Origin of the sequence: Nocardia sp. NPDC059195 (assembly GCF_042754695.1) — a bacterium.
Taxonomy (GTDB): Bacteria; Actinomycetota; Actinomycetes; order Mycobacteriales; family Mycobacteriaceae; genus Nocardia.
In genome coordinates this window covers 173,189-193,596 of sequence record NZ_JBHZBG010000005.1, presented here as the reverse complement: position 1 = coordinate 193,596, position 20,408 = coordinate 173,189, and the positions used below count along the sequence as shown (strand labels likewise).

Below are 20,408 nucleotides of genomic sequence, written 5' to 3'. Positions count from 1 at the left end.
ACGGTCGTCATTCTGGGCGCCATCGTTGTCACCGGAAGCGGTCGTCCCGGGACGATCACTGTTCTGGGAGCCATCGTTATGAACCATCAGTCCTCAAGCTACCTGTCTGTGTGCAGGGCGCGCCGTGGAACTCCACGCCCGGCATGCAGGCGCATGCCGGGCGTCGTCTCCGTGTCGAGCCAATTACTCTTCCGGTGCATCGGGGAAAGCCTGCTGGGTGTAACCACCGCGCAGCGTTCCCTCGAGGTAGGCGGCCTTGCAGGCGCGCCGGGCGATCTTGCCGCTGGAGGTTCGCGGGATGGAACCGGCGGGCACCAGCAGGATGTCACGAGCGGTCACGCCGTGGCGCACCGACACCGCGGCACGCACCGCGTCGGCGATCGGGCCGGGGTCGGCCTTGCCTGCGCCGGGACCACGTTCGGCTACGACCACCAGCTGCTCGGACGCGTCGTCGACGTCGAACTTCAGGCCGGAATGGCTGTCGGCGGCGAAGACCTCGGCGGGCAGCTGATTGGCGGGCACCGCGAAGGCCGCGACGAAACCGGGACGCAGCGCCTTGGAGGCCTCCTGTGCGGAGTACTCCAGGTCCTGCGGGTAGTGGTTGCGTCCGTCGACGATCACCAGGTCCTTGACGCGACCGGTGATGTAGAGCTCGCCCTCGAAGTACACACCGAAGTCGCCGGTGCGCATCCAGTCGGCATCGGGATCGGTGCCGTCGGTGTGGCCGCCGGCGACCGGCTCGGTGACCTTGTTACGGAACGCCTTGGTCGACTCGTCGGGGCGACCCCAGTAACCGATGCCCATGTTGTTGCCGTGCAGCCAGATCTCGCCGACTTGCCCGTCGGGCAGCTCGCGACCCTGCGCGGTGTCCGCCGATTCCGGATCCACGATCGCGGCCCACTGCGACAACCCGACGTAACCACACGACACCTGCGCGATGGCGGTCTCGTCGGACTGGTCGACGCGCACCATGCGGCCCGCGTTGAGTTCGTTGCGATCGACGTAGACGTACTTGGCCTCGTCCTCGGCGCGGGTAGCCGAGACGAACAGCGTCGCCTCCGCCATGCCGTAGCACGGCTTGATCGCGGTCTTGGGCAGCCCGAACGGCGCGAATGCCTCGTTGAACTTCTTCATCGAGGAGACCGTCACCGGCTCGGACCCGTTGATCAGGCCGATCACATTCGACAGGTCGAGCGACTCGCCCGCCTTGGGCACACCACGCGCGGCGGCGTGCTCGAACGCGAAGTTCGGCGCGGCCGCGAACGTGCCCGCACCGTCGGAGACCGCGGCCAGCTCGTTGATCCAGCGCGAGGGACGCCGCACGAACGCACTCGGCGACATGATGGTGATGAACTTGCCGCCGACCGCGGGCAGGATCACCGTGAGCAGGCCCATGTCGTGGAACAGCGGGAGCCAGGTGACACCACGCGAGTTCTCGTTCATGTTCAGCGACTTGATCATCTGCAGCAGGTTGGTGGCGACCGCGCGGTGCGTGATCTCCACACCGGCGGGCACCCGGGTGGAACCCGAGGTGTACTGCAGGTAGGCGATGTCACCGACCGCGGTGTCGGGGCGCACCCAGGAGTCACCGAGCGTGTCCGGGATGGCGTCGACGGCGATGATGCGCGGGCGCTGCGCGGCGGGCAGCGAGCGGAAGAACTGGCGCACACCGGCGGCCGAGGAGGTCGCGGTGAGGATCGCCGACGGCTCGCAGTCGCCGAGGACGGCGTGCAAGCGGTCGGTGTGGCCCGGCTCGTCGGGATCGAACAGCGGCACCGAGATGGTGCCAGCGTAGATCGCCGCGAAGAAGGAGATCACGTAGTCCAGGCCCTGCGGCGCGAGGATCGCGACCCGGTCGCCCGGGTTGGTCACCTGTTGCAGGCGAGCGGCCACCGCGCGCAGCCGAACTCCGAACTCCTGCCAGGTCAGCTCGTGCACCTCGCCGTCACGTTCCCGCGAATAGTCGATGTAGCGGTACGCGAGCGTATTCGCATCGTTACGGGTGTGCTTCTCGACGTGATCGACCAGGGTCCGACCCTCGGGAATGATGATGTTCCCGGTCTCGTCCAGGTAGTCGTCGAAAGTCTCTTCCATTCCTTCTTCTCCTTGCGAGGACGCGATGACAAGCTCTGCGGCCTCGACTCGCTATATCGCCACCGGCCATCGCACTCGCACGAACGTGCGTAGTCGACAACCCTGCGGATTTTCGAGCGGTCTGCGCGGTGACCGCTATCGGCTAGATGTTCTCAAACCAGAGTCATGTTACAGAGAACCCCCGCTCAGTCCTCCCGCAGCAGCGGAATGACAGGCGCGAAAGCGTCCATCTGGGTGGGGAAGATGCCCACATACGACATCGAAGTGAGTTGCCGCACACGCTTGACCTGTTCGGCGATCTCCTCGAACGTGCCGATCGCGATGTAAGGCGAGCTCAGGATCTCCTCGACGGTCAGTTCGACGTCGACTTCGAGGTCGGGATGCAGGCCGCGTTCGATCGCGCGCAGCGCCATCTCGGCGGTCTTCTCCCGGTCGTCGGTGATGACGATAGCGGTGATCGCCCAGTTCAGCTCGATGTCGGCGAAGCGGTCACCGGCAGCGGCCTTGACGATGTTGACCTTCTCGATCGTCTTCTCGAGCGTAATGCCCGAGAGCAGGCCCTTGCCGTTCTTGGTGGTCTGCGGGACGACCGAGACGATATCGGCGTGCTTGGCCGCCAGCGCCAGCATCTTCGGACCGCCGCCACCGGTGCACAGCGGCGGGCGCGGGCCCTGGCGCGGGCGCGGGGTGCCCTTGATGCCACGCACCTGGTAGTGCTTGCCCTCGAAATTGCACTCCTGGCCGCGCAGCAGCGTGTCCAGGATGGTCAGCGACTCGTCGAGCTTCTCCAGCCGGATGCCGGGACGCTCGAACGGGATGCCCGCGTTGTCGAACTCTTCCTTGATCCAGCCCGCGCCGACGCCGACCTCGAGGCGCCCCTTGGACAGGACATCGAGGGTGGCCAGCTCCTTGGCGACCACGACCGGATGGCGCAACCCATTGGCCAGCACCGAGGTGCCGAGGCGGATCTTGCTGGTGGCCTGCGTGAGTGCGCCCAGCGCGGCGATCGGGCCGATCTGATCGCCCAGGTGATCAGGAACGAAGAAGGTGTCGTAACCCATCTCTTCGGCTTCCTGCGCCGTCTGAACGAACTTGCGCGCGCCACCCTCCTGCTTGTTGCCCTCTCCGGCCGCTCCGAAGCGGAACGGACGCAGCGGCGTACCCAGCGCGGTCAACTCACCGACGGGTGCGGCAGCTTCGGTCATGAACTCTTCGCTCCTGGCTGGTGTGTACTCGGGCGCAATTCCCAGCGCACTTTACAGCGTGCGAGCGATCCGGCGTGCGGATGTCACAGCGAGGCATGAACCATGGCAATCATGCCCCCGCTGTGACTGTGACAACTCCGTCAGGAATGTGGCGGATGTGGTGCGTTCTCGATGAGCGCGGCGGCCCAGTCGACCGTCCACTGGGTGGCCGTTGTGCCGTCGCTGTCCACCGGATTCGAGGCGTACAGCGCGTGCACCGGGTTGCCGGCCGAGCGGATCAGCGCCGCCAGGCTGCCGAGCGCGTTGGCCGGATTGAGGGCCTGGCGTGGTGCGTCGCAGATCATGTCGCCGGGCGCGCAGATGGAGTTCACCTTCGGTGCCAGCGTGCCGAAACCGCCAGGGCGCGGACCGGTCATGCTGATGCCCGGCACGTTGACGCCCTTGAGCGCCACCTCGGCACCCTCACCCGTCGGCGGGGGGTCACCGATCTCGGTGGGCTGTCCTGGACCGGTCGCGGTGCGGCGGCCGTCGGCGATCACTGTCACGCCGAGCACGTTGGCTTCCGGGATCGGGCCGTTGCCCGCGCCGATCTGGGCGGCTACGTCACCGGCGATCACCGCGCCCTGGGAGAAGCCCGAGATGACGAAGTTCGTCAACGGGCATTCCTGGTGGCGCTGGGCCAGGACGTCGGTGGCGCGCGCGGTGCCCTCGGTGCGGCTGTTGTTGTAGGACGCCTGGCCGTCGGGCGGGAACGCGATCGGATTCGAGAACTGGGCCACGTACGGGACCGTGTACACCTCGAGCCGGTTGTCCGGGAACTGCGCGCGCAGCGGCCCGGAAACGCTGAGCATCAACGAGATCGGGTTCGCGTGCGGGTTATACGGATCGTCGGTGCTCGACGACTCCCAGGTCCCCGGGATCGAGAGCAGCATCACATCGGGGCACTCCGCCGACTGCGACGTCGGCGGCGGCGGACCGGGCGGCGTCGGTGGCGGCTCTTTCAACCGGCCGGCGAGCAGGTACCAGAGCAGCACGATGACGATGATCGCCAGGACGAGCAGCGCCAGCACGGTGAAGCATCCCGCAGGCCAGAACCTGCGGGAGCGTCGCGTCGGTCGGGGCGTCACTAGCAGTAGGTCGAGTTCGCGGCAGCGATGTAGATCTGAGCTGCCTTGTTGACGTCCATCTTCGACGCGTCGAAGGCGGGGTCGGTGCCCGCCATCGCGGCGACGAAGGTGGCGACATCGGCTTCACTGGCGCCGGTGCCCTTGGTCGAGCAGATGTAGGTGGCGGCGGTCAGCGCGCTCGTCGTGTCGGCCGGGGTGATGCCGTTCTTGGCCAGCTCGTCGAGGAACGCCTTGTCCTTGCCGGTCGCGGGCGCGGGGGCGCTGGTCTGCGGGATGGGCGTCGGCTCCTCGGCAGACGCGCTCGGCTCCACCGCGGTGCTCGACGGGGCCTCGGCCGGCGGCTCGATGACCACAGGCGGCGTCGTTGTCGACTTCGCTGCCGCGCTGCTGGAGAGGGTGGGCGTCTGCGACGCGGTCGAGTCGTTGCCGCCACAGGCGGACAAGAGGGCGACGGCAGCCAGGGCCGCGACCGATCCGGCTACCTTGCCAGGGATCCGATGCATGAAGATGTCTTTCCTCGATCGTTCGTCAGGGAAGCGGTCGCAGACCAGGCTAGCCGGACAATCGGCGCTGACGGGCACCACGCGGCGAAGCTCAGAGAGTTCTCAGCCCGAGCTCACACCCCGTGGACTTCGGATTTGCCCTCTCGCACCACGATGAACCCGGTCTGAAAGTTTTGCTGGATTCCGCCCGGAACTGCGAATTCGTCGCTCACCGGATACCCGAGCCTGCCGTTCTCGAACCCCTGCGCGCCCCAGGCGTCGGCGAGCGCGCCGTTGCGCACCGACCAGGCACCCGAGAGCGGGCTCCAGTAGATATTGCCGCCCTCGAACCGGCTGTAGCGCCCGAGATCCTTCAGCGGCGCCTCCTCGGCGACCGGGAAACCGAGCGGGCTGTTCTCGAAGCCGAGCTGGCTGTACTTGTCCAGGATGAAGCCCTGCACCCGGTGTGCGCCGGTGGCCGGGCTGTAGAACATCGGCCCGTGTTCGAAGGCCTGTACCGAGCCGTCACGGCTGGGTGTGCGCGCCTCGGCGGCCACCGGGTAGCCGGCGGGACCACCCTCGAAGCCCTGCTTGGCCCACTCCTCGAGGAACGCGCCGCGCATCACCTGCGCGCCGGTCTGGGGGGTCCAGTAGATCGAGCCGCCTTCGAAGGTCTGCATGCGGCCGCGCCCGTCGGGCAGGCCGTGCTCGCCTCCGGTGGGCATGCCGAGCGGCGAGGACGCGCCGCCGATACCGGCGTAGGTACCACCGATGCGCCCGCCCACCGCGTGCGTGCCCGCCGCGGCGGAATGGAACACGCGGCCGTTCGAGAAGTCCTGCACCATTCCGGTGCCCGCCGGGTACTCCGCGGTCAGGCAGTTGCCAAGCCAGTTCACCGCTTGCGCGACCCCGGCGATCGCACCGCCGAGCGTGCAGGTGGCGCCGCCGGGATCGGTACCGAGCGCCGCGGCCGCCTGCGACCAGGACTGACGCATCTCGAAATCCCAGTAGGGCCACGTGTGGGTGCCCGCGGGGCGGTAATTCGCCTGCACCGGGATCGCCAGCTTCTCGAGCTTGGCGACGAAGTTCTGGGTGGACAGGCGCGAGAGGATCTCCAGGCCGGTGCCCGCCCAGTTCTCGGCGATCATCGGCACTCCGCTGAGCTGATCGTGGGTGCCCGCCAGCCCGCTACCGCTGGAGACGTACATGCTGATGCCCTCGAGCTTGTCGGCCAGCAGATACGGATCGTGCGCATCCCACTCCGGGCTGCCGGGAGGGCCCCACATCGCGCTCGAGTCGAAACCGCCCGCGTCCTTGACGGCGAACGTGATCGCCTGCGGCATCCCGAGTGTCGTCGTAGTGAGCAGGCCCGAGTAGGAGGCCACGTATTTCATCAGCCCGGGGTTGCGGCCCGCGAGATTCATCGCGGCCGTTCCGCCCATCGAAAGTCCTTGCACCCCACGCACATCCGTGGTTCGCCAATCACGCTCGAGGATCGGCGGGAGTTCCTTGGTCAGGAACGTCTCCCACTTGTAGTTGAAGCCGTTGTCGGGCGAGAGCCAGTCCGAATACCAGCTCGACTGGCCGCCGACCGGCAGCACCACGTTGACATTCTTGTCGGCGTAGAAGCCCTCGGCATCGGCGTCTTTGGTCCAGCCGCTCTCGTCGTCCTGCGCGCGCAGACCGTCGAGCATGAGCATCATCGGGAACTTCGCATCGGGGCGCACATTCCAGTCCCGCGCCAACAGCATCTGCACCTGGATCGGGGTCTTCATGGCGGCCGAGTACACCCACAGCGCCACCCGCCGATCCGAGAGCCAATCCACCCGCTGCACCCCGGACACCGCCGGTTGCGCCTGCGCGGGAACGCTGACGGCTGGTGCGAGCAGGGCCGCCGCCATGGCCGCGATGGCGAGGATCCGCCGCATCGGCGCTGAAACACTCTGAACCGAGACACGATGTTTCATCACACGCGACCCTCCATCATCCCGGAATGGGGACACAGCCTCACCGTCGGTTGTACCGCAACCGGCAGCGATAACTGGGGAGGACACGCGAAGGGCGAGCACACCAAAAAGACCGGCCCACCCTGGGGGTGAGCCGGTCTTCGAGTTGTTGCTGAGCAGAAACTACTAGGCGCCCAGCGCATTCAGGATGTGCGGACGCGCCTTCCACAGCTCGTCTTCCCAGTACTTCCACGAGTGGGTGCCGGGGGCACCGATGTCGTAGACGGCATTGATGCCGAGGGTGTTGAGACGGCGCTGGAAGGCCATCGTGCTCACGAACGAGATGGCCTCGATGGCCATTGCGTTGCCGGTGTTGTAGACACCGCCGAGGCCGGCCGGGTTGTCGTGCTTGGACGGCAGGCCGTTGGCCGAGGAGATGAACATCGGCAGGCCGCGCAGCTCGGGCGCGAACACCATCGGGTCCATCCGCAGCCACGCCGAGCTCCACGGAGCGGCCATGGCGTCGACGTTGAACCGGCCCGCGTCGAGCATCATCACGCGGATGGCCTCACGCATGCCGGGGGCGCCCCAGTTCAGCGGGCCCGAGAGCGAGGACGCGTGCTTGAACTGATTGCGGTTCAGCGCGGCCAGGCGCAGCGCGGCCGGGCCCGACATCGACAGGCCGAGCACCGCGTTGTTGCTGCGGGAAACGCCGTAGCCCTCGAGGAAGGCCGGGAGCTCTTCGGTCAGGAAGGTCTCCCACTTGTAGGTGGTCTTCTGGCCGTTGGTGTTGCTCGCGGCGGTCCAGTCGGCGTACCAGCTGGACTGGCCACCCACCGGCATCACCAGGGTGACGTTGTCGTTGCCGAACTGCTGCATCGCGTTGGTCTCGAACGACCAGGCGTTGCGGTCATCCCGGGCACGAAGGCCGTCGAGCAGGTAGAGCGCGGCGTTGCCGCCGTTGCGCGCCCACTGAACCTGGACCTTCACCGGGCCCATCTTCGAGGGCACCATGAGTTCTTCGTAGCCACCGGCCGGTGCGCGCAGCGCGGGTGCCGACACCGGTGCGGCGAGCGCGGTCGGGGCCGCTCCCGCGGCGATCGGCAGCACAAGGGCTGCAGCGCCGACAGCTAGAATTCGATTACGCCAACCACGAGATGCCGGCGCGACGGCCTTGCCGAAACGCATGTGAATTCCGCTCTCTTTCTGCTGTTGTGGCGTGCCAGACGCGTCTGTCGCCCCCCGACACGGCCCCGACAGCCCGGTCGATCAGACGGATGAAACAACGATCTGGTCACACTTACGCTCGCTGGAGGATATTCCACCCACCAATTAACCGCAAGGCCAACAGAACTCGGCTGTGAAATACCCGTATGGGCGGCGTGTCGGTCTGGGCGGGTCGACCCCGGTAGACCTATGGGGCGAGGAGTTACCAGGAGAAAATAAACGCCCGGCGCACTTATGCGCCGGGCGTTTGTGGGAGATCGGCTAGCCGATGTTGTTCGACAAATCCGGGATCATCCGCAGGGCCTCGTCATTCCAGGTGTTCCAGGCGTGGATGCCGAAGGCCGGGAAAGAGTAGGTGACGTTGCGGGCGCCGAGTGTCGCCATCCGGACTTCGAACGCCTTGGTGTTGGCCAGTGCCAAAGCTTCCAGCGCCATCCCGTTGACGGTGGCCATGTTCGGGCCATCGGCACTGGTCGGCAACCCCGAGCCTGCCGCTATCCACAGCCGGGTGTTGTTGCCTACCAGGTTGGGGGCGAACACGAACGGGTCCATGTGGAACCACTGTGGGCCCCACGGCGGCGCCATAGCGTCCACGTTGTAGCCGCCCGCGTCGATCATCGCGAGCCGGATGGCCTCGCGCATGCCGGGGGCCGAGATGTTCAGGTAGCCCGAAAACGCACCGGCGAAGGAGAACTGGTCCGGATGGTAGGCGGCCAGCGTCAGCGCGGCCGAGCCGCCCATCGACAGCCCGAACACGCCATTACGGAAGCGGTTGAAGCCGAGCCGGTCGGCGAGTGCGTTGCGCAGGTCGCCGGTGAGGAACGATTCCCACTGGTATCGGTAGCTTTTTCCTGGCCCGCCGGACAGCGCGTTGCCCGCACCGGAACCCGAGGTCGGTGCACCGTTGGCAGGAATGCCGAAGAAATCACTCGGCGCGTTCCAGTCGGCGTAGAAGCTGGACATGCCACCAACCGGCATCACCACATTGATATTGGCCGCGGCCAGCGCATTGGGGATATCGGTTTCGATCTCCCAGCCGTTGAGGTGCTCCGGTGCGCGCATACCGTCGAGGACGTAGACAACGCGGTCCAGGTTGCCGTTCGCGGCGCGTAGCACGCGCGATTTGATCGGGCCCATCCCGGAGTCGACCCAGAAGTCGAAGGCATTGCCGTTGAAGCCGGCCGAAGCGGGCGCGATCCCCCCGGTGACGGCCGTCGCGATCGGAACGAGCAGAGCCATGGATACGCCCGCGGCCCAACGCCTAGCCCAGGAACCAGGGGCTGCGGTCTTCACGGGCCCACGCTTGCGGCGCAGTGTTCGCATTCGACTAGACCTTTCTCGCAGACCGAACGCGCAAATACCGAGCTACGCAATCGGATCCCTCATCGGACGTCGAGAGAAACCAATCCAGGGCAAAACGGACGATTCAACCTCGACGCATGCTCACTGTGTATCAATCGGTGACGATGGGTCTACATGTTGCTGGAAAGTGACCCCGAGCACAACTCCTGGCGATCTGTCGCACATGATTCGTCACCGAGGATCTCTCGGATCGTGACGAAAAAACAAGAAACCCGCCCGGTGCTGACGAGGCACCGAGCGGGTTTGGAGGGTCTAGCGGGGTTTACTAGCCGATGTTCGCGGAAAGGTCCGGGATCATGCGGTTGACTTCGGTTTCCCAGTTGCGCCAGTTGTGCACGCCGGTGATCGGGAAGTCGAAGTGGGCGTTGCCGCCGCCGAGGGTCGCCATACGGACCTGGAACGCGCGGCTGTTCACCATCGCGAGCAGCTCCAGCGGGACGCCCTGGACGATCTCCATCGGGTTGGACACATCGCCCGCACCGGGGATACCGCTGGCCGCGGAGACCCAGACGCGGGTGCCGTTGGCGACCAGACGCGGGGCGAACACGAACGGGTCCATGTGGAACCACTGCTGGCCCCACGGCGGCGCCATCGCGTCGATGTTGAAGGCGCCGGCCGAGACCATCGCCACGCGCATGGCTTCACGCATACCGGGCGCCGAGATGTTCAGGTAACCGGAGAACGAGCCCGCGAAGCTGAACTGATCGGGGTGGTAGGCGGCCAGCGTCAGCGCGGCGGAGCCACCCATCGACAGACCGAACACGCCGTTGTTGTTGGGATTGAAGCCCAGCCGGGCCGACAGCGCGTTGCGCAGGTGGCTCGTGAGGAAGGTTTCCCACTTGTAGGTGTTCTTCTTGCCTGCCACCTGGGTGGGCGCGACCGACGAACCGGTCATCGCCGAACCGGTCGCCGCCGAACCGGTGGAGCTACCACCCGAACCGGCGTCGAGGCCGAAGAAGCTGCTCGGGGCGTTCCAGTCGGCGTAGAAGCTGGACTGGCCGCCGACCGGCATCACGACGTTGATGTTGGCGTTCATCAGGGCGCGGGCGACATTGGTGTCTTTCTCCCAGCCGCTGAGGTCGTCGCCCGCACGCATACCGTCGAGCGCGTACACGACCCGATTGGTGTTGCCATCGGCCGCGCGGAAGATCCGCGACTTGATCGGGCCCATCTCCGAGTCGACCCAGAAGTCGAAACCTGTGGGATCGAAGGCCGCCGTCGCGGTGCCGGTGGGACCAGCCACCGCCGCACCGATCGGCAGCACTACAGCCAGGGAGAGAAGCACCGATCGTTTGAGCCAGCCGGCTCCCCGGGCTCTGAGACGTCCGCCACGCATTCTGTTATGGGCCTTTCCTCGAGCGGTTCGCGCGGAACCGCGGTTGCAATGACCGCCGACTAGATACCGGCACACCAGTGCGCCGACGGGTCTCGTTCCTCAGTGACCATATCGCTACATCGATAGCCTGGCGTTACCGAAAAGTGATTTAGCGGCGAACGCCACTGTGAAAACCCAGGCCGAGGGGTTTCAGCGAGGCGGTTCCGGGAACGGGTCCACGAGTCCGCACCGCTGGATTTCGTACTTGGGCACCCGGTCGATGCGATATTTCGCGAACGTCATGGCATGGCGCAGGTTGTGCTTGAAACGATCGAACGTCATCGGAGCGCGGGTGGAGATCATCAGCGCCTGGGTTTGCGGGCACGACATGGCTGTGCGGGCCTGGGTGACCCATTCCTCGTCCATGTACCAGGGCATCCATGGGTGGAGGTCGACCATGCCCGAGTCGGCGACCACCCAGTCCGGCAGCAGGCTCTTGTCGTGGCCGATGCGGCCGTCGGCGAGCCGGTCCGAATGCGCGGCCAGCGGGTAGGCCAGGCCCATCGGGTCGATCACTCGCACGTCGAGGGGCACATTCATGCTCGTCATGCCCAAGTTCAGGAAGTAGACCGTGTGACCGGAGCCACCCTCTGGGATCGGCTGCGGGGGCGGGTCGAGGTACCAGAACGTGTAGGCGGGCGAGTTGAGCAGCAGGCCACCGTTGGGGTTGTCGGCGATGTCGTTGACCATGGCCCGCATGCGCGGGTAGTCGAGGTAGTCCTCGGCCAGGATCGGGTGGTCCTTGCCGGTGTTGAGCACGTAGTAGATGCGCTCGTCGACGATGCCGGAAGACCGGATCTTGGTGCCGGTCGTGATCGCCGTGGTGCTCGCCGCGTACAGCGACCAGCCCGCCGTGCCGAGCAACGCTGTCAACAGCACAACAACGGACCAGTCGCTGTGTCGAAATCGCGTCGGGATCGGGACGACAGCCACCGGCAACAGCAGCAGGAACAGCTGGGTGAGCAGCATTCGCCCGTGCATGAAGTCGCCGCCGACGCGCACCGCGTACACGGTGAGCAGCAGGCCGCTGGCCAGCACCATCACGACCACCGCGCTCGGCGAACGCAGCCATGCCCGCACACCGGCCACCGACAACCGCGGCAGCGCGAAGCCACGCGCGATCCCCGCGACCACACCGGCGATCAGCAGTACGAGCAGCGGAATCCACAGGTAATACGGGCCGACCAGGTCCCACAGGTACGTGACGCCCTGTCCCCACTTGGCCCCGCCCGCGTCCTTGGCGACCGCGGTGTTCGGGTAGGGCAGGCCGTAGTAGCCCATCCGCCAGATCTGGTACCCCACCGGCACGATCCCGGCGACGAACACGATCAGCGCGCGCAACGCGACCGGGCCGAACCGGAACTGCGGCATCGGCGCGAGGAAGATCATGCCGAGCGCGAGCACGCCGATCAGCGCGGCCTCGGGACGAACGAGCGGCGCGAGCCCGGCCAGGAAGACCAGACCCAACAGGCTCGGCACGCGAACGACAGCGGCCTGACTCCAGCGGATCATCAGCCACCACAGCAGCCCGACCCAGCAGATCACCAGACCGCTCTCCAGCCCGGAGGTCGCGTAATCCCGCGCGGGCGGCAGGGCGATGTACACCAGCACACCGGCCGGAATCAGCAGCTGACCACTGGTTCCGCCCCACAGCCGCGCGGTGCCGAGCATCGCGAACACCACCGCGAGCACCGAAACAACCAGCGCCACCCCGAGCACCACGTACTCGAGGCGAGCCTGGGTGAGCCACGAGAAGAACCAGACCACGTAGGTCCACGCGGTGCTGGTGTTGGCCTCGACCCGCTCGTCGGCATTGAAGACCGGGCCGTTGCCCGCGAGCAGGTTGCGGATCGTGCGCAGCACGATCAGGCCGTCATCGGCGATCCAGCGCCGCTGCCACGCACCCACCGTGAACAGCACGGCGGTGAGTACCACCCCACCGACAAAGGTGGCGCGGGACAGAACCGGGAAACGCGCGTCGCTACGCGGCGACTCGTCGTCGCGTAGCTGCTCGTTTTCGATTGAATCCTGCTCCGCTACCAGCATCTCGTCAGGTGAGATAGACAGCGACACCTACCGCTCCGATCCAGGCAATAGCGAGGAACTGCAGGATGCGGTCCCCCAACGCGATCTCTTCGGGTTCACCGGCCCCGCCACCATCGACGTCGACCGCGTAACGCAGGATTGCGATGGTAAACGGCACCATCGAGATCGAGTACCACTGGGTGTCGCGCAACTCGGCCTGTTCGAACGCCCACAGGCCGTAGAAGATCACGACGGCGGTGGCCGCGAGGGTCCAGATGAAGCGCAGGTAGGTCGGCGTGTAGTACTCGAGTGACTTGCGGATCTTCGCGCCGGTGTCCAGCGCGAGCGCCAGTTCCGCGTAGCGCTTGCCCGCCGCCATGAACAGCGAACCGAACGCCATGACCAGCAGGAACCACTGCGACAGCGCGATCCCGGCGGCCGCGCCACCGGCGACGGCGCGCAGCAGGAAGCCCGAGGACACGATGCAGATATCGAGCACGGCCTGGTGCTTGAGGCCGAGGCAGTAGGCCAGCTGGATGCCGATGTAGATCGCCATCACCACGGCCAGATTCCAGGACGCCAGGAACGAACCGGCGATCGAGCCGATCAGCAGCACCGCCGACAAGGCGTAAGCCAGGTTGACAGGAACAACGCCCGCCGCGATCGGCCGGAACCGCTTGGTCGGGTGGGCCCGGTCGGCGTCGACGTCGAGTGAGTCGTTGACCAGGTAGATGCCCGAGGCCGCCATGCAGAACACGATGAAGGCGATCGCGACATTCACGAGCACGCCCGCGTCGCCGACCGCTTCCGGTCCGACGGCGAGTGGTGCGGCGAGCACCAGGACGTTCTTCACCCACTGGCGTGGGCGCATGGCCTTGATGACACCACCGAGCAGCGTCTTCGGCGGGCCCTTCACAGCACCCTCGTCAAGGACGGCGGCGGACGGTTCTTCGCTCATCTTGGCCAAAGTTCTTTCAGTTGCGGTCACTGTCGACGTCTCTTTTCGGCGGCTAGCACAGCAGCAGCCGACGCGGCCCCCAAAGCGGAACCGGCGATCACGTCGGAAGGGTAATGCACCCCGAGCACAACCCGGGACAGCAGCATCGGCGGAACGATCACCGCAGGCAAGGGTAGCCCGGTCAAGCGCCCGAGCAACACCGCCGCCGCCGTGGTGGAGGTGGCGTGCGAGGACGGGAAGCTCAGCTTGCTCGGCGTCGACACGTTGACCTGCACCGACGGATCGTTGGGTCGCGGGCGCCGGACGATCCGCTTGATCACGATCGAGGCGGCGTGCGCACCCACCGCGCCCACCGCGACACCGGCCCACTGACGGCGGCGCGGCTTGTCGACCAGCCAGCCCGCGGCGGCGATGCCGACCCAGCCGAGCGCGTGCTCGCCGAAGTGCGACATACCGCGCGCGGCGGAGACGACGGCCGGGCTGGTGCCGATGGTGCCCTGCACGGCGTTGAGGATCGCGACCTCGACCGGGACCTCTACGTAGTCGCCGCTGCAATCGCAGCCGCCGCAGCAGCCTTCCTCGGCCATCTCAATTTCGGGCAGTTCGGTGTTGGTCACTTCGCGGTTCCGTTCAGGCTGTCGTCTTCTCGGCGTTCCCGGGGCTCTCCGTGGTTACTCTCGGTGCCGCCTTCGAGCCCGTCGTGAATGCCGAAGGTCTTTTCCCACGCCGCCGTGCTGGTGAGCTCGGCGTGCGCGGCCCGGTAGCGCTGCCGCATCTCCGGGAAGCGGGCGGTGAGTTCCTTGCGCAGGCGCATCGCTTCCTTGAGCAGGTCGCGGGCCTGACGCGGGTCACGCTTGCGGTAGACGACGCCGCGACCGTCGGCGGTGGTCACGGTGACACCGTCGACCTGCGAGAGCAGATACCAGCGCGCGTCCAGCGTCGGCACATTGAGCTGCGGTGTCTCGTAGGCGGCTGGGTCGGCCTTGCGGAAGTTGTGCACCACACCCTTGGCCAGGCGCGCGACCTTCGCGATGGGGTTGCCCGGTTCGCCGACCGCGCCGACACCGTGGCGGTTGGCCAGCGGGAGTTCGGTGGACGAGGGCACGACCACAGCGTCCGGGAACTCCTTGCGCATGCCGTGGATCTTGCCCAGCGCGGAGGGGAGCAGGTCGAACAGACCCTCCGGGCCCGCCAGGAAGTCGCGGATCGCCTCGTTCTGGATGGCGACCGTCGAGTATTCAAGGCAGAGAAGGTGTTTCAGCGTTGCCTTGATCGTGTTGACGATCATCGGCTTGCCGTCGCCGGGCATGTGCAGGGAGGCGACAACGAGGCGGTTGCGCAGGTGGAAATAGGCCTGCCAGTCGATCGCGTCGTCCTTGTCGGACCAGGCCATATGCCAGACGGCCGCGCCCGGAAGGGTGATGGTCGGGTAGCCGGCATCGCGCGCGCGCAGGCCGTACTCGACGTCGTCCCACTTGAGGAACAGCGGCAGCGGCTGACCGAGCGCCTCGGCGACCTGACGCGGGATCACGCAGGTCCACCAGCCGTTGAAGTCGACGTCGATGCGCCGGTGCAGCAGCTTGGAGTTGTCGCGGTCCTTGAGCGGGTACTTCGAGAAGTCGTGGTCGTATTCGACATTCGGCGCCGAGGACCACATGAAGATCGAGCGGTCGACGACCTCGCCCATGCTGTGCAGGTGCGAACGCTCCTGCAGGTTCAGCATCTGCCCGCCCACCAGCAGCGGCGACTTCGCGAACCGGGAGAACGCGAGGGCACGCAGGATGGAGTCGGGCTCGATCTCGATGTCGTCGTCCATGTAGACGATGTACTCGGCGTCGGTCTTCAGCGCCTCGTACATGACGCGGCTGTACCCGCCGGACCCGCCGAGATTGGGCTGGTCGTGGATGCTCAGCCGGTCGCCCAGCGTCGCGGCGGCCTCGGTGAAACCGGGCTCGTCGACGACCTTGCGGTTGCCCTGGTCGGCCACGATCACCGCGGCCACATTGCCGAGCACCAGCGGGTCCGAACCCAGCGCGGCGAGGGTCTTGACCAGGTCGGTCGGCCGGTTGAAGGTGGGCATGCCGACCGCGATGGTGCCGGTGCCCGGCGCCTCCTGCGGGGCGTGCCAGCCACCGGAGAGCAGCGTGACCGCCGTGTCGGTGGTGATGTCGAACCAGAGCCAGCCGCCGTCCTCGAACGGGCCGAGATCGGCCTCGAACTCGACAACCACCGTCTCCGTCGCCGCGTCGACTCCCGCGCCGGCGAACTCCTTGCCCTGCACGTGGATTCGCGAACCGTCCGCCTTGGAGCGGTACATGTCGACCCGGCCGTGTCCGGCCAGTTCCAGCCGCAGCACCACCGAGTTCAGCACGCTCCAGCGACGCCAGTAGCTGGCCGGCAACGCGTTGAAGTAGGTGCAGAACGACACCTCCGACTCCGCGCCGATCGACAGTTCGGTCCGGCTGGTGGCGTGCGCGCGACGCGCGTTGGTCGTGGATTCCTCCAGGTAGAGGGTCCGCACGTCCAGCGGTTCGCCGGGACGCGGCAGAATGACCCGCTGCAGCAGCGACTTGGCCCGCGTCTCGGTGGGCACCACGGCCTTCGCGGGCGCGCTCGCGGCGCGGCGCTTCGGCGCGGTGGCAGGCTTGGTCGCGGGGGCCGCCGCGCGCTGCCCGTTCTCGCCGGACTTCCTGCGTGTTCGGGTGCTCTGTGCCGCGACCGGGGTCTGTTCGCTCACGCCGGGTTCCTGTTGACCGGCGCCGGCGCCGGGTGCAGCCTCCTGTCCCTGCCCGCTCACGCCTGGTCCACCAGGGTCGCGCCGGACTCGAGGTACGGACGCAGCACGTTGTCGAACATGCTCAGCGCCGAACCGATCGCCATGTGCATGTCCAGGTACTGGTAGGTGCCAAGGCGGCCGCCGAAGAGGACCTTCTTCTCCGCGGTCTCCTTCTTGGCGAGCTCGCGGTAGGCGAGCACCTTGGCACGGTCCTCGGGGGTGTTGATCGGGTAGTACGGCTCGTCGCCGGTCTTCGCGGAACGGGAGAACTCGCGCATGATGACCGTCTTGTCGGTCGGGTAGTCGCGCTCGGGGTGGAAGTGGCGCGGCTCGATGATGCGGGTGTACGGCGCGTCGGCGTCGTTGTAGTTCATCACCGAGGTGCCCTGGAAGTCGCCGGTCTCGAGCACTTCGGTCTCGAAATCGATGGTGCGCCAGCCCAACTCGCCTTCGGTGTAGTCGAAGTAGTGGTCCAGCGGGCCGGTGTAGACGATCGGGGCTTCCGGGTTCGCGGCGACGAGCTCGTCACGCACGTCGAACCAGTCGGTGTTCACCCTGGTCTCGATGAGGTCGGAAGCGGCCATGTTCTCCAGCCACTTCGTGTAGCCCTCCTTGGGAAGGCCCTCGTAGGTGTCGTTGAAGTAGCGGTTGTCGAAGGTGTAGCGCACCGGCAGGCGGGTGATGTTGCCCGCGGGCAGTTCCTTGGGGTCGGTCTGCCACTGCTTGGCGGTGTAGTCGCGCACGAACGCCTCGTAGAGCGGGCGGCCGATCAGCGAGATCGCCTTCTCCTCGAGGTTCTGCGCGTCGGCGGTCTGCACCTCGGCGGCCTGCTCGGCGATCAACGCCTTGGCCTCTTCCGGGCTGAAGTAGCGGCCGAAGAACTGCGAGATCAACCCGAGCCCCATCGGGAACTGGTACGCCTGCCCCTTGTGCAGCGCGAACACCCGGTGCTGATAGTTGGTGAACTCGGTGAACTGGGTGACGTAATCCCAGACCTTCTTATTCGACGTGTGGAACAGGTGCGCGCCGTACTTGTGGATCTCGATACCGGTTTCCGGTTCGGGCTCGGAGTAGGCGTTGCCACCCAGGTGGTAGCGGCGGTCGATCACCAACACCCGTTTGCCCAGCACGTTCGCTGCACGCTCGGCGACGGTCAGCCCGAAGAAACCGGAGCCGACCACGATCAGGTCGTACTGGTTTGCCGGGGCCATGGAATCTGCGTTGACGGAGTTACCCGAGGGCGATGCGGCGGTCACGGGTGCCCAGCGTATCGGAAGACCACCGTTTGTCCCGGCGGAGTCTCCAACCACGCCCTGACCAGGTCCGATCCATCACCCAGGAAAGGGACCGGGCCCCGAGGCCACCATCCGCCGCCCGTCCGGCTCGAATCCAGCGCCCGGCGGCTGGTGCCGCCGTCAGTCAGTACTGCGGGTATTGCTGATAGCCGCCCGACCGCCCGGCACTGATCCAGCGGCCCGTGGACGGGGCGGCGGCCAGGACCAGGATCAGGAAGGGGAGCAAGCTGGTGATGATGCCGCCGATCAGGGTGACCTCCGGCTCTTCCGAGCCGCTCGAGACAGCCGCCACGATCGATATCGCACTGAAGATCAGGGCGATCGTGGACAGCAGGATGAGGATCACCCGGCCTGCTGTCCTACGGCGGAACAGCAGAATCGAGCCGAGCAACCACAGCAGGCCAACCGCGGCTCCGATCAGCAGGCTGACGGTCGCCGCGATTCGAACCTCGCTCCCGGCAGCGGGCCCGTTTTCCTCGCCGAGCAGGACCGCCGCGGCGATGCCGAGGCCGCCCAGCGCAACCAACGACAGGAGCAGCGAGATCACCGCGGCGGTGATCGCCGTACCGCCGCCCGCTCGCGGCTCACCGTAGCCGGGCGCGTACGGATAGGGAGCCGCACCGTAAGCCGGTGCGCCGTAAGCATTTTGGACGGGCGCGCCGTAGGGCTGCGCGTAGCCCGGCTGGCCGCCGTATGGGTCGGGTGCGTAGCCGGGTTGCGCATAGCCCTGTCCCGCGTACGGGTCTTGGCCCTGTTGTGGGCCGTACGGATACCCCATGGTGTTCCCCCTCTGGCGAGCTGTCCCTGTAGCCGCTATCTCGTGTCCCGGCCTCGCAGCACCTTCCGCGGTAATGCTGACCTGCTGAAACTATACGTTCGGTCCGACAACGTCTTCCGGTCGAGCGAGGGTGTAGGCCGCCGTCAGCGGCAGTGTTGCGGCCAGCAACACGAGCCCACCGAACACCGCGCCCGAAAGTGCCGCCGCCCAACTGTGGTTCACGATCGCCGTTACCGCGCCGGGTACCCCACCGAGGCCGGTCAGAATCGACCGGACAACGGGTTCATCGGCGAACCAGTGGATCCCGTACCCGGAGTCGTAGTTCACGAGCGAGGCGAGCAGGCCGAACACGCCAAGCACGAGCTGGGTGCCCGCGGCGACGATGATCACCCATCGCCCGGCCTCGTCCCGGCGCGCCAAAAGCACGCCACCGTAGCTGAAGGCGAACACCGACACCAGCGCGCCGAGCGTGGCGAACAACGTCAGCGAGTCGTCGAGCTCGCCCGGTTCGCTCAGAAACGACCGCACGAGAACCACGGCCCCCACCAGGTTCGCCACCGCGGCGATCCCCGCGAGGCACACGGCCACCATCGCCGCCACCTCACCGCTCTTCGACTTCGTCTCCAGCACGACCATCCCCCGACCGTATCCCGAACCGCCCTGATGAGCGCAGCGGCACAGCGTTCCAGCGCTGTACGCCTAGCGCGTAGTGGTCCAGCGCCGCGTCGGCTCGCTCAGACTGAGCGCGAGGATCACCACATTGACCACCAGCCAGAAATCCAGCGGTCCGAACCGCCATCCGTGACTTGCCCCGTTGAGCACGATGACCAGCAAGGTCGCCCCAGCCATCACCGCCGCCATGGTGAGCAGCACCCGTCTGCCGAGCATCCGCCGCCGCAACAACAGCACCGCCCCGAGCAGATACACCACCCCGAGCCCACCGACGATCCCCGAGCCCACGTCATCGAGGTCGATCTCGCGCCCAACCAGGCGCAACACCGAGGTCGCCGTACCGACGAAGATTCCCGCCGCGCCGACCAGCACCCCGAGCCAGCCCGCGATCAGCGCGGTCACCGCCCGCGTTGGCCGCTCGGGCCGCACCTGTTCCACCACTGCCCCCGCTACTTGTCGACGTCGCCGTCAGTTATACGGCGGAACCGGCGGGCGCGGGGTGTTCAACGGTGCGAGCTGGGCGTTCTTCCCGGAATCAAACCAGCGCTGACTCGATGGGAGCAGCGCCGCGATCAGCACACCGCACGGAAGCAGCGAGTACACGAGGAATCCCGCTAGTTCACCGGTGCTGTCGGACAGCGCACCTCCGCCCCAGAGCGCGAAGACCGCGAGCCCACTACCGATGATCACCATGGTCAGTCCGCGTGAACGCCGCGCGAGCACCAGCACTCCACCCAACCCGAGCAGCACCGCGAGCACCGCCCCGACCACAAGGTCGATTTGATGCTCCAGTATCTGGAGATTCCATTCGACTGGTTGTTCCGGCTGTTTCCAACGCGTGGATGTAGCGCGCAGAGCCGAGAGTGCCACCGCGGCTCGGCCCAGTCCGAACAGTCCGATCAGGACGGCCCCGACGCCGAGGAGCACAACAGCGATGGGCGGGCTCCACACCGATTCGGTCTTCGGCGGCACATGACCTTGCGGCCTTTGCTCGTAATTCATCGCTCCCCCTTGCGACCTCATGCATCACATCATTCGTGTCGGTCGTCGGCAGCCTAGTGCCATCGAATACAACCGCGCCCGGGC

The 20,408-nt window shown here is 66.8% G+C and carries 16 protein-coding genes and 1 pseudogene; all 17 read right to left on the bottom strand.

Features of this window, described 5'->3' with window-relative positions:
- Nucleotides 1-183: 183 nt before the first annotated feature.
- Nucleotides 184-2,094 (bottom strand): long-chain-fatty-acid--AMP ligase FadD32, encoded by a 1,911-nt coding sequence (gene fadD32, locus ACFXKN_RS09825; RefSeq protein ID WP_379432862.1) that lies wholly within the window; start codon nt 2,092-2,094, stop codon nt 184-186.
- Nucleotides 2,095-2,279: 185 nt separating this feature from the next.
- Nucleotides 2,280-3,299, bottom strand: a complete 1,020-nt coding sequence (locus tag ACFXKN_RS09820; protein ID WP_056822285.1) for an LLM class F420-dependent oxidoreductase — start codon at nt 3,297-3,299, stop codon at nt 2,280-2,282.
- Nucleotides 3,300-3,439: 140 nt separating this feature from the next.
- On the bottom strand, nt 3,440-4,432 hold the full coding sequence (locus ACFXKN_RS09815) for a cutinase family protein (protein WP_378948150.1): 993 nt from the start codon (nt 4,430-4,432) through the stop codon (nt 3,440-3,442).
- Nucleotides 4,426-4,929 carry a DUF732 domain-containing protein gene (locus tag ACFXKN_RS09810; RefSeq protein ID WP_378946769.1) on the bottom strand — a complete coding sequence of 168 codons (504 nt, stop codon included), beginning with the start codon at nt 4,927-4,929 and terminating at the stop codon, nt 4,426-4,428. Before ACFXKN_RS09810 ends, ACFXKN_RS09815 begins: the two co-directional genes overlap by 7 nt.
- A 113-nt stretch (nt 4,930-5,042) precedes the next feature.
- The gene (locus tag ACFXKN_RS09805) at nt 5,043-6,836 is read right to left on the bottom strand and encodes an alpha/beta hydrolase-fold protein (RefSeq protein WP_379432861.1); all 1,794 of its coding nucleotides are present in this window, start codon (nt 6,834-6,836) and stop codon (nt 5,043-5,045) included.
- Between the two features lie 204 nt (nt 6,837-7,040).
- A complete protein-coding gene (locus ACFXKN_RS09800; RefSeq protein WP_378946777.1) occupies nt 7,041-8,042 on the bottom strand; it encodes an alpha/beta hydrolase in 1,002 nt (333 codons plus the stop codon).
- 300 nt (nt 8,043-8,342) lie between these two features.
- Nucleotides 8,343-9,404 carry an alpha/beta hydrolase gene (locus tag ACFXKN_RS09795; RefSeq protein WP_379432860.1) on the bottom strand — a complete coding sequence of 354 codons (1,062 nt, stop codon included), beginning with the start codon at nt 9,402-9,404 and terminating at the stop codon, nt 8,343-8,345.
- Nucleotides 9,405-9,708: 304 nt separating this feature from the next.
- Nucleotides 9,709-10,779 carry an alpha/beta hydrolase gene (locus ACFXKN_RS09790; RefSeq protein ID WP_379432859.1) on the bottom strand — a complete coding sequence of 357 codons (1,071 nt, stop codon included), beginning with the start codon at nt 10,777-10,779 and terminating at the stop codon, nt 9,709-9,711.
- A gap of 189 nt (nt 10,780-10,968) precedes the next feature.
- A complete protein-coding gene (zomB, locus tag ACFXKN_RS09785) occupies nt 10,969-12,864 on the bottom strand; it encodes a flagellar motor control protein ZomB (protein WP_379432893.1) in 1,896 nt (631 codons plus the stop codon).
- 4 nt (nt 12,865-12,868) lie between these two features.
- Nucleotides 12,869-13,801: a decaprenyl-phosphate phosphoribosyltransferase gene (locus ACFXKN_RS09780; RefSeq protein WP_379432858.1), complete on the bottom strand. Its 933-nt coding sequence runs from the start codon at nt 13,799-13,801 to the stop codon at nt 12,869-12,871.
- A 26-nt stretch (nt 13,802-13,827) separates the two neighbouring features.
- The gene (locus ACFXKN_RS09775; RefSeq protein WP_379432892.1) at nt 13,828-14,388 is read right to left on the bottom strand and encodes a phosphatase PAP2 family protein; all 561 of its coding nucleotides are present in this window, start codon (nt 14,386-14,388) and stop codon (nt 13,828-13,830) included.
- Nucleotides 14,389-14,504: 116 nt separating this feature from the next.
- Nucleotides 14,505-16,397 (bottom strand): annotated as a pseudogene (locus ACFXKN_RS09770) (glycosyltransferase); the annotation flags it as partial.
- Between the two features lie 197 nt (nt 16,398-16,594).
- Nucleotides 16,595-17,788: a UDP-galactopyranose mutase gene (glf, locus tag ACFXKN_RS09765; RefSeq protein WP_378948165.1), complete on the bottom strand. Its 1,194-nt coding sequence runs from the start codon at nt 17,786-17,788 to the stop codon at nt 16,595-16,597.
- Between the two features lie 208 nt (nt 17,789-17,996).
- Nucleotides 17,997-18,650, bottom strand: coding sequence for a hypothetical protein (locus ACFXKN_RS09760; RefSeq protein ID WP_379432857.1), 654 nt, complete (start codon nt 18,648-18,650; stop codon nt 17,997-17,999).
- A 90-nt stretch (nt 18,651-18,740) separates the two neighbouring features.
- Entirely contained in the window at nt 18,741-19,286 is a 546-nt protein-coding gene (locus tag ACFXKN_RS09755) for a hypothetical protein (protein ID WP_379432856.1), read from the bottom strand.
- A gap of 63 nt (nt 19,287-19,349) precedes the next feature.
- Complete coding sequence (locus ACFXKN_RS09750; protein ID WP_378946797.1) at nt 19,350-19,760, bottom strand: hypothetical protein; 411 nt, start codon at nt 19,758-19,760, stop codon at nt 19,350-19,352.
- Between the two features lie 30 nt (nt 19,761-19,790).
- Nucleotides 19,791-20,324 (bottom strand): hypothetical protein, encoded by a 534-nt coding sequence (locus ACFXKN_RS09745; protein WP_378946800.1) that lies wholly within the window; start codon nt 20,322-20,324, stop codon nt 19,791-19,793.
- Nucleotides 20,325-20,408 lie beyond the last annotated feature (84 nt).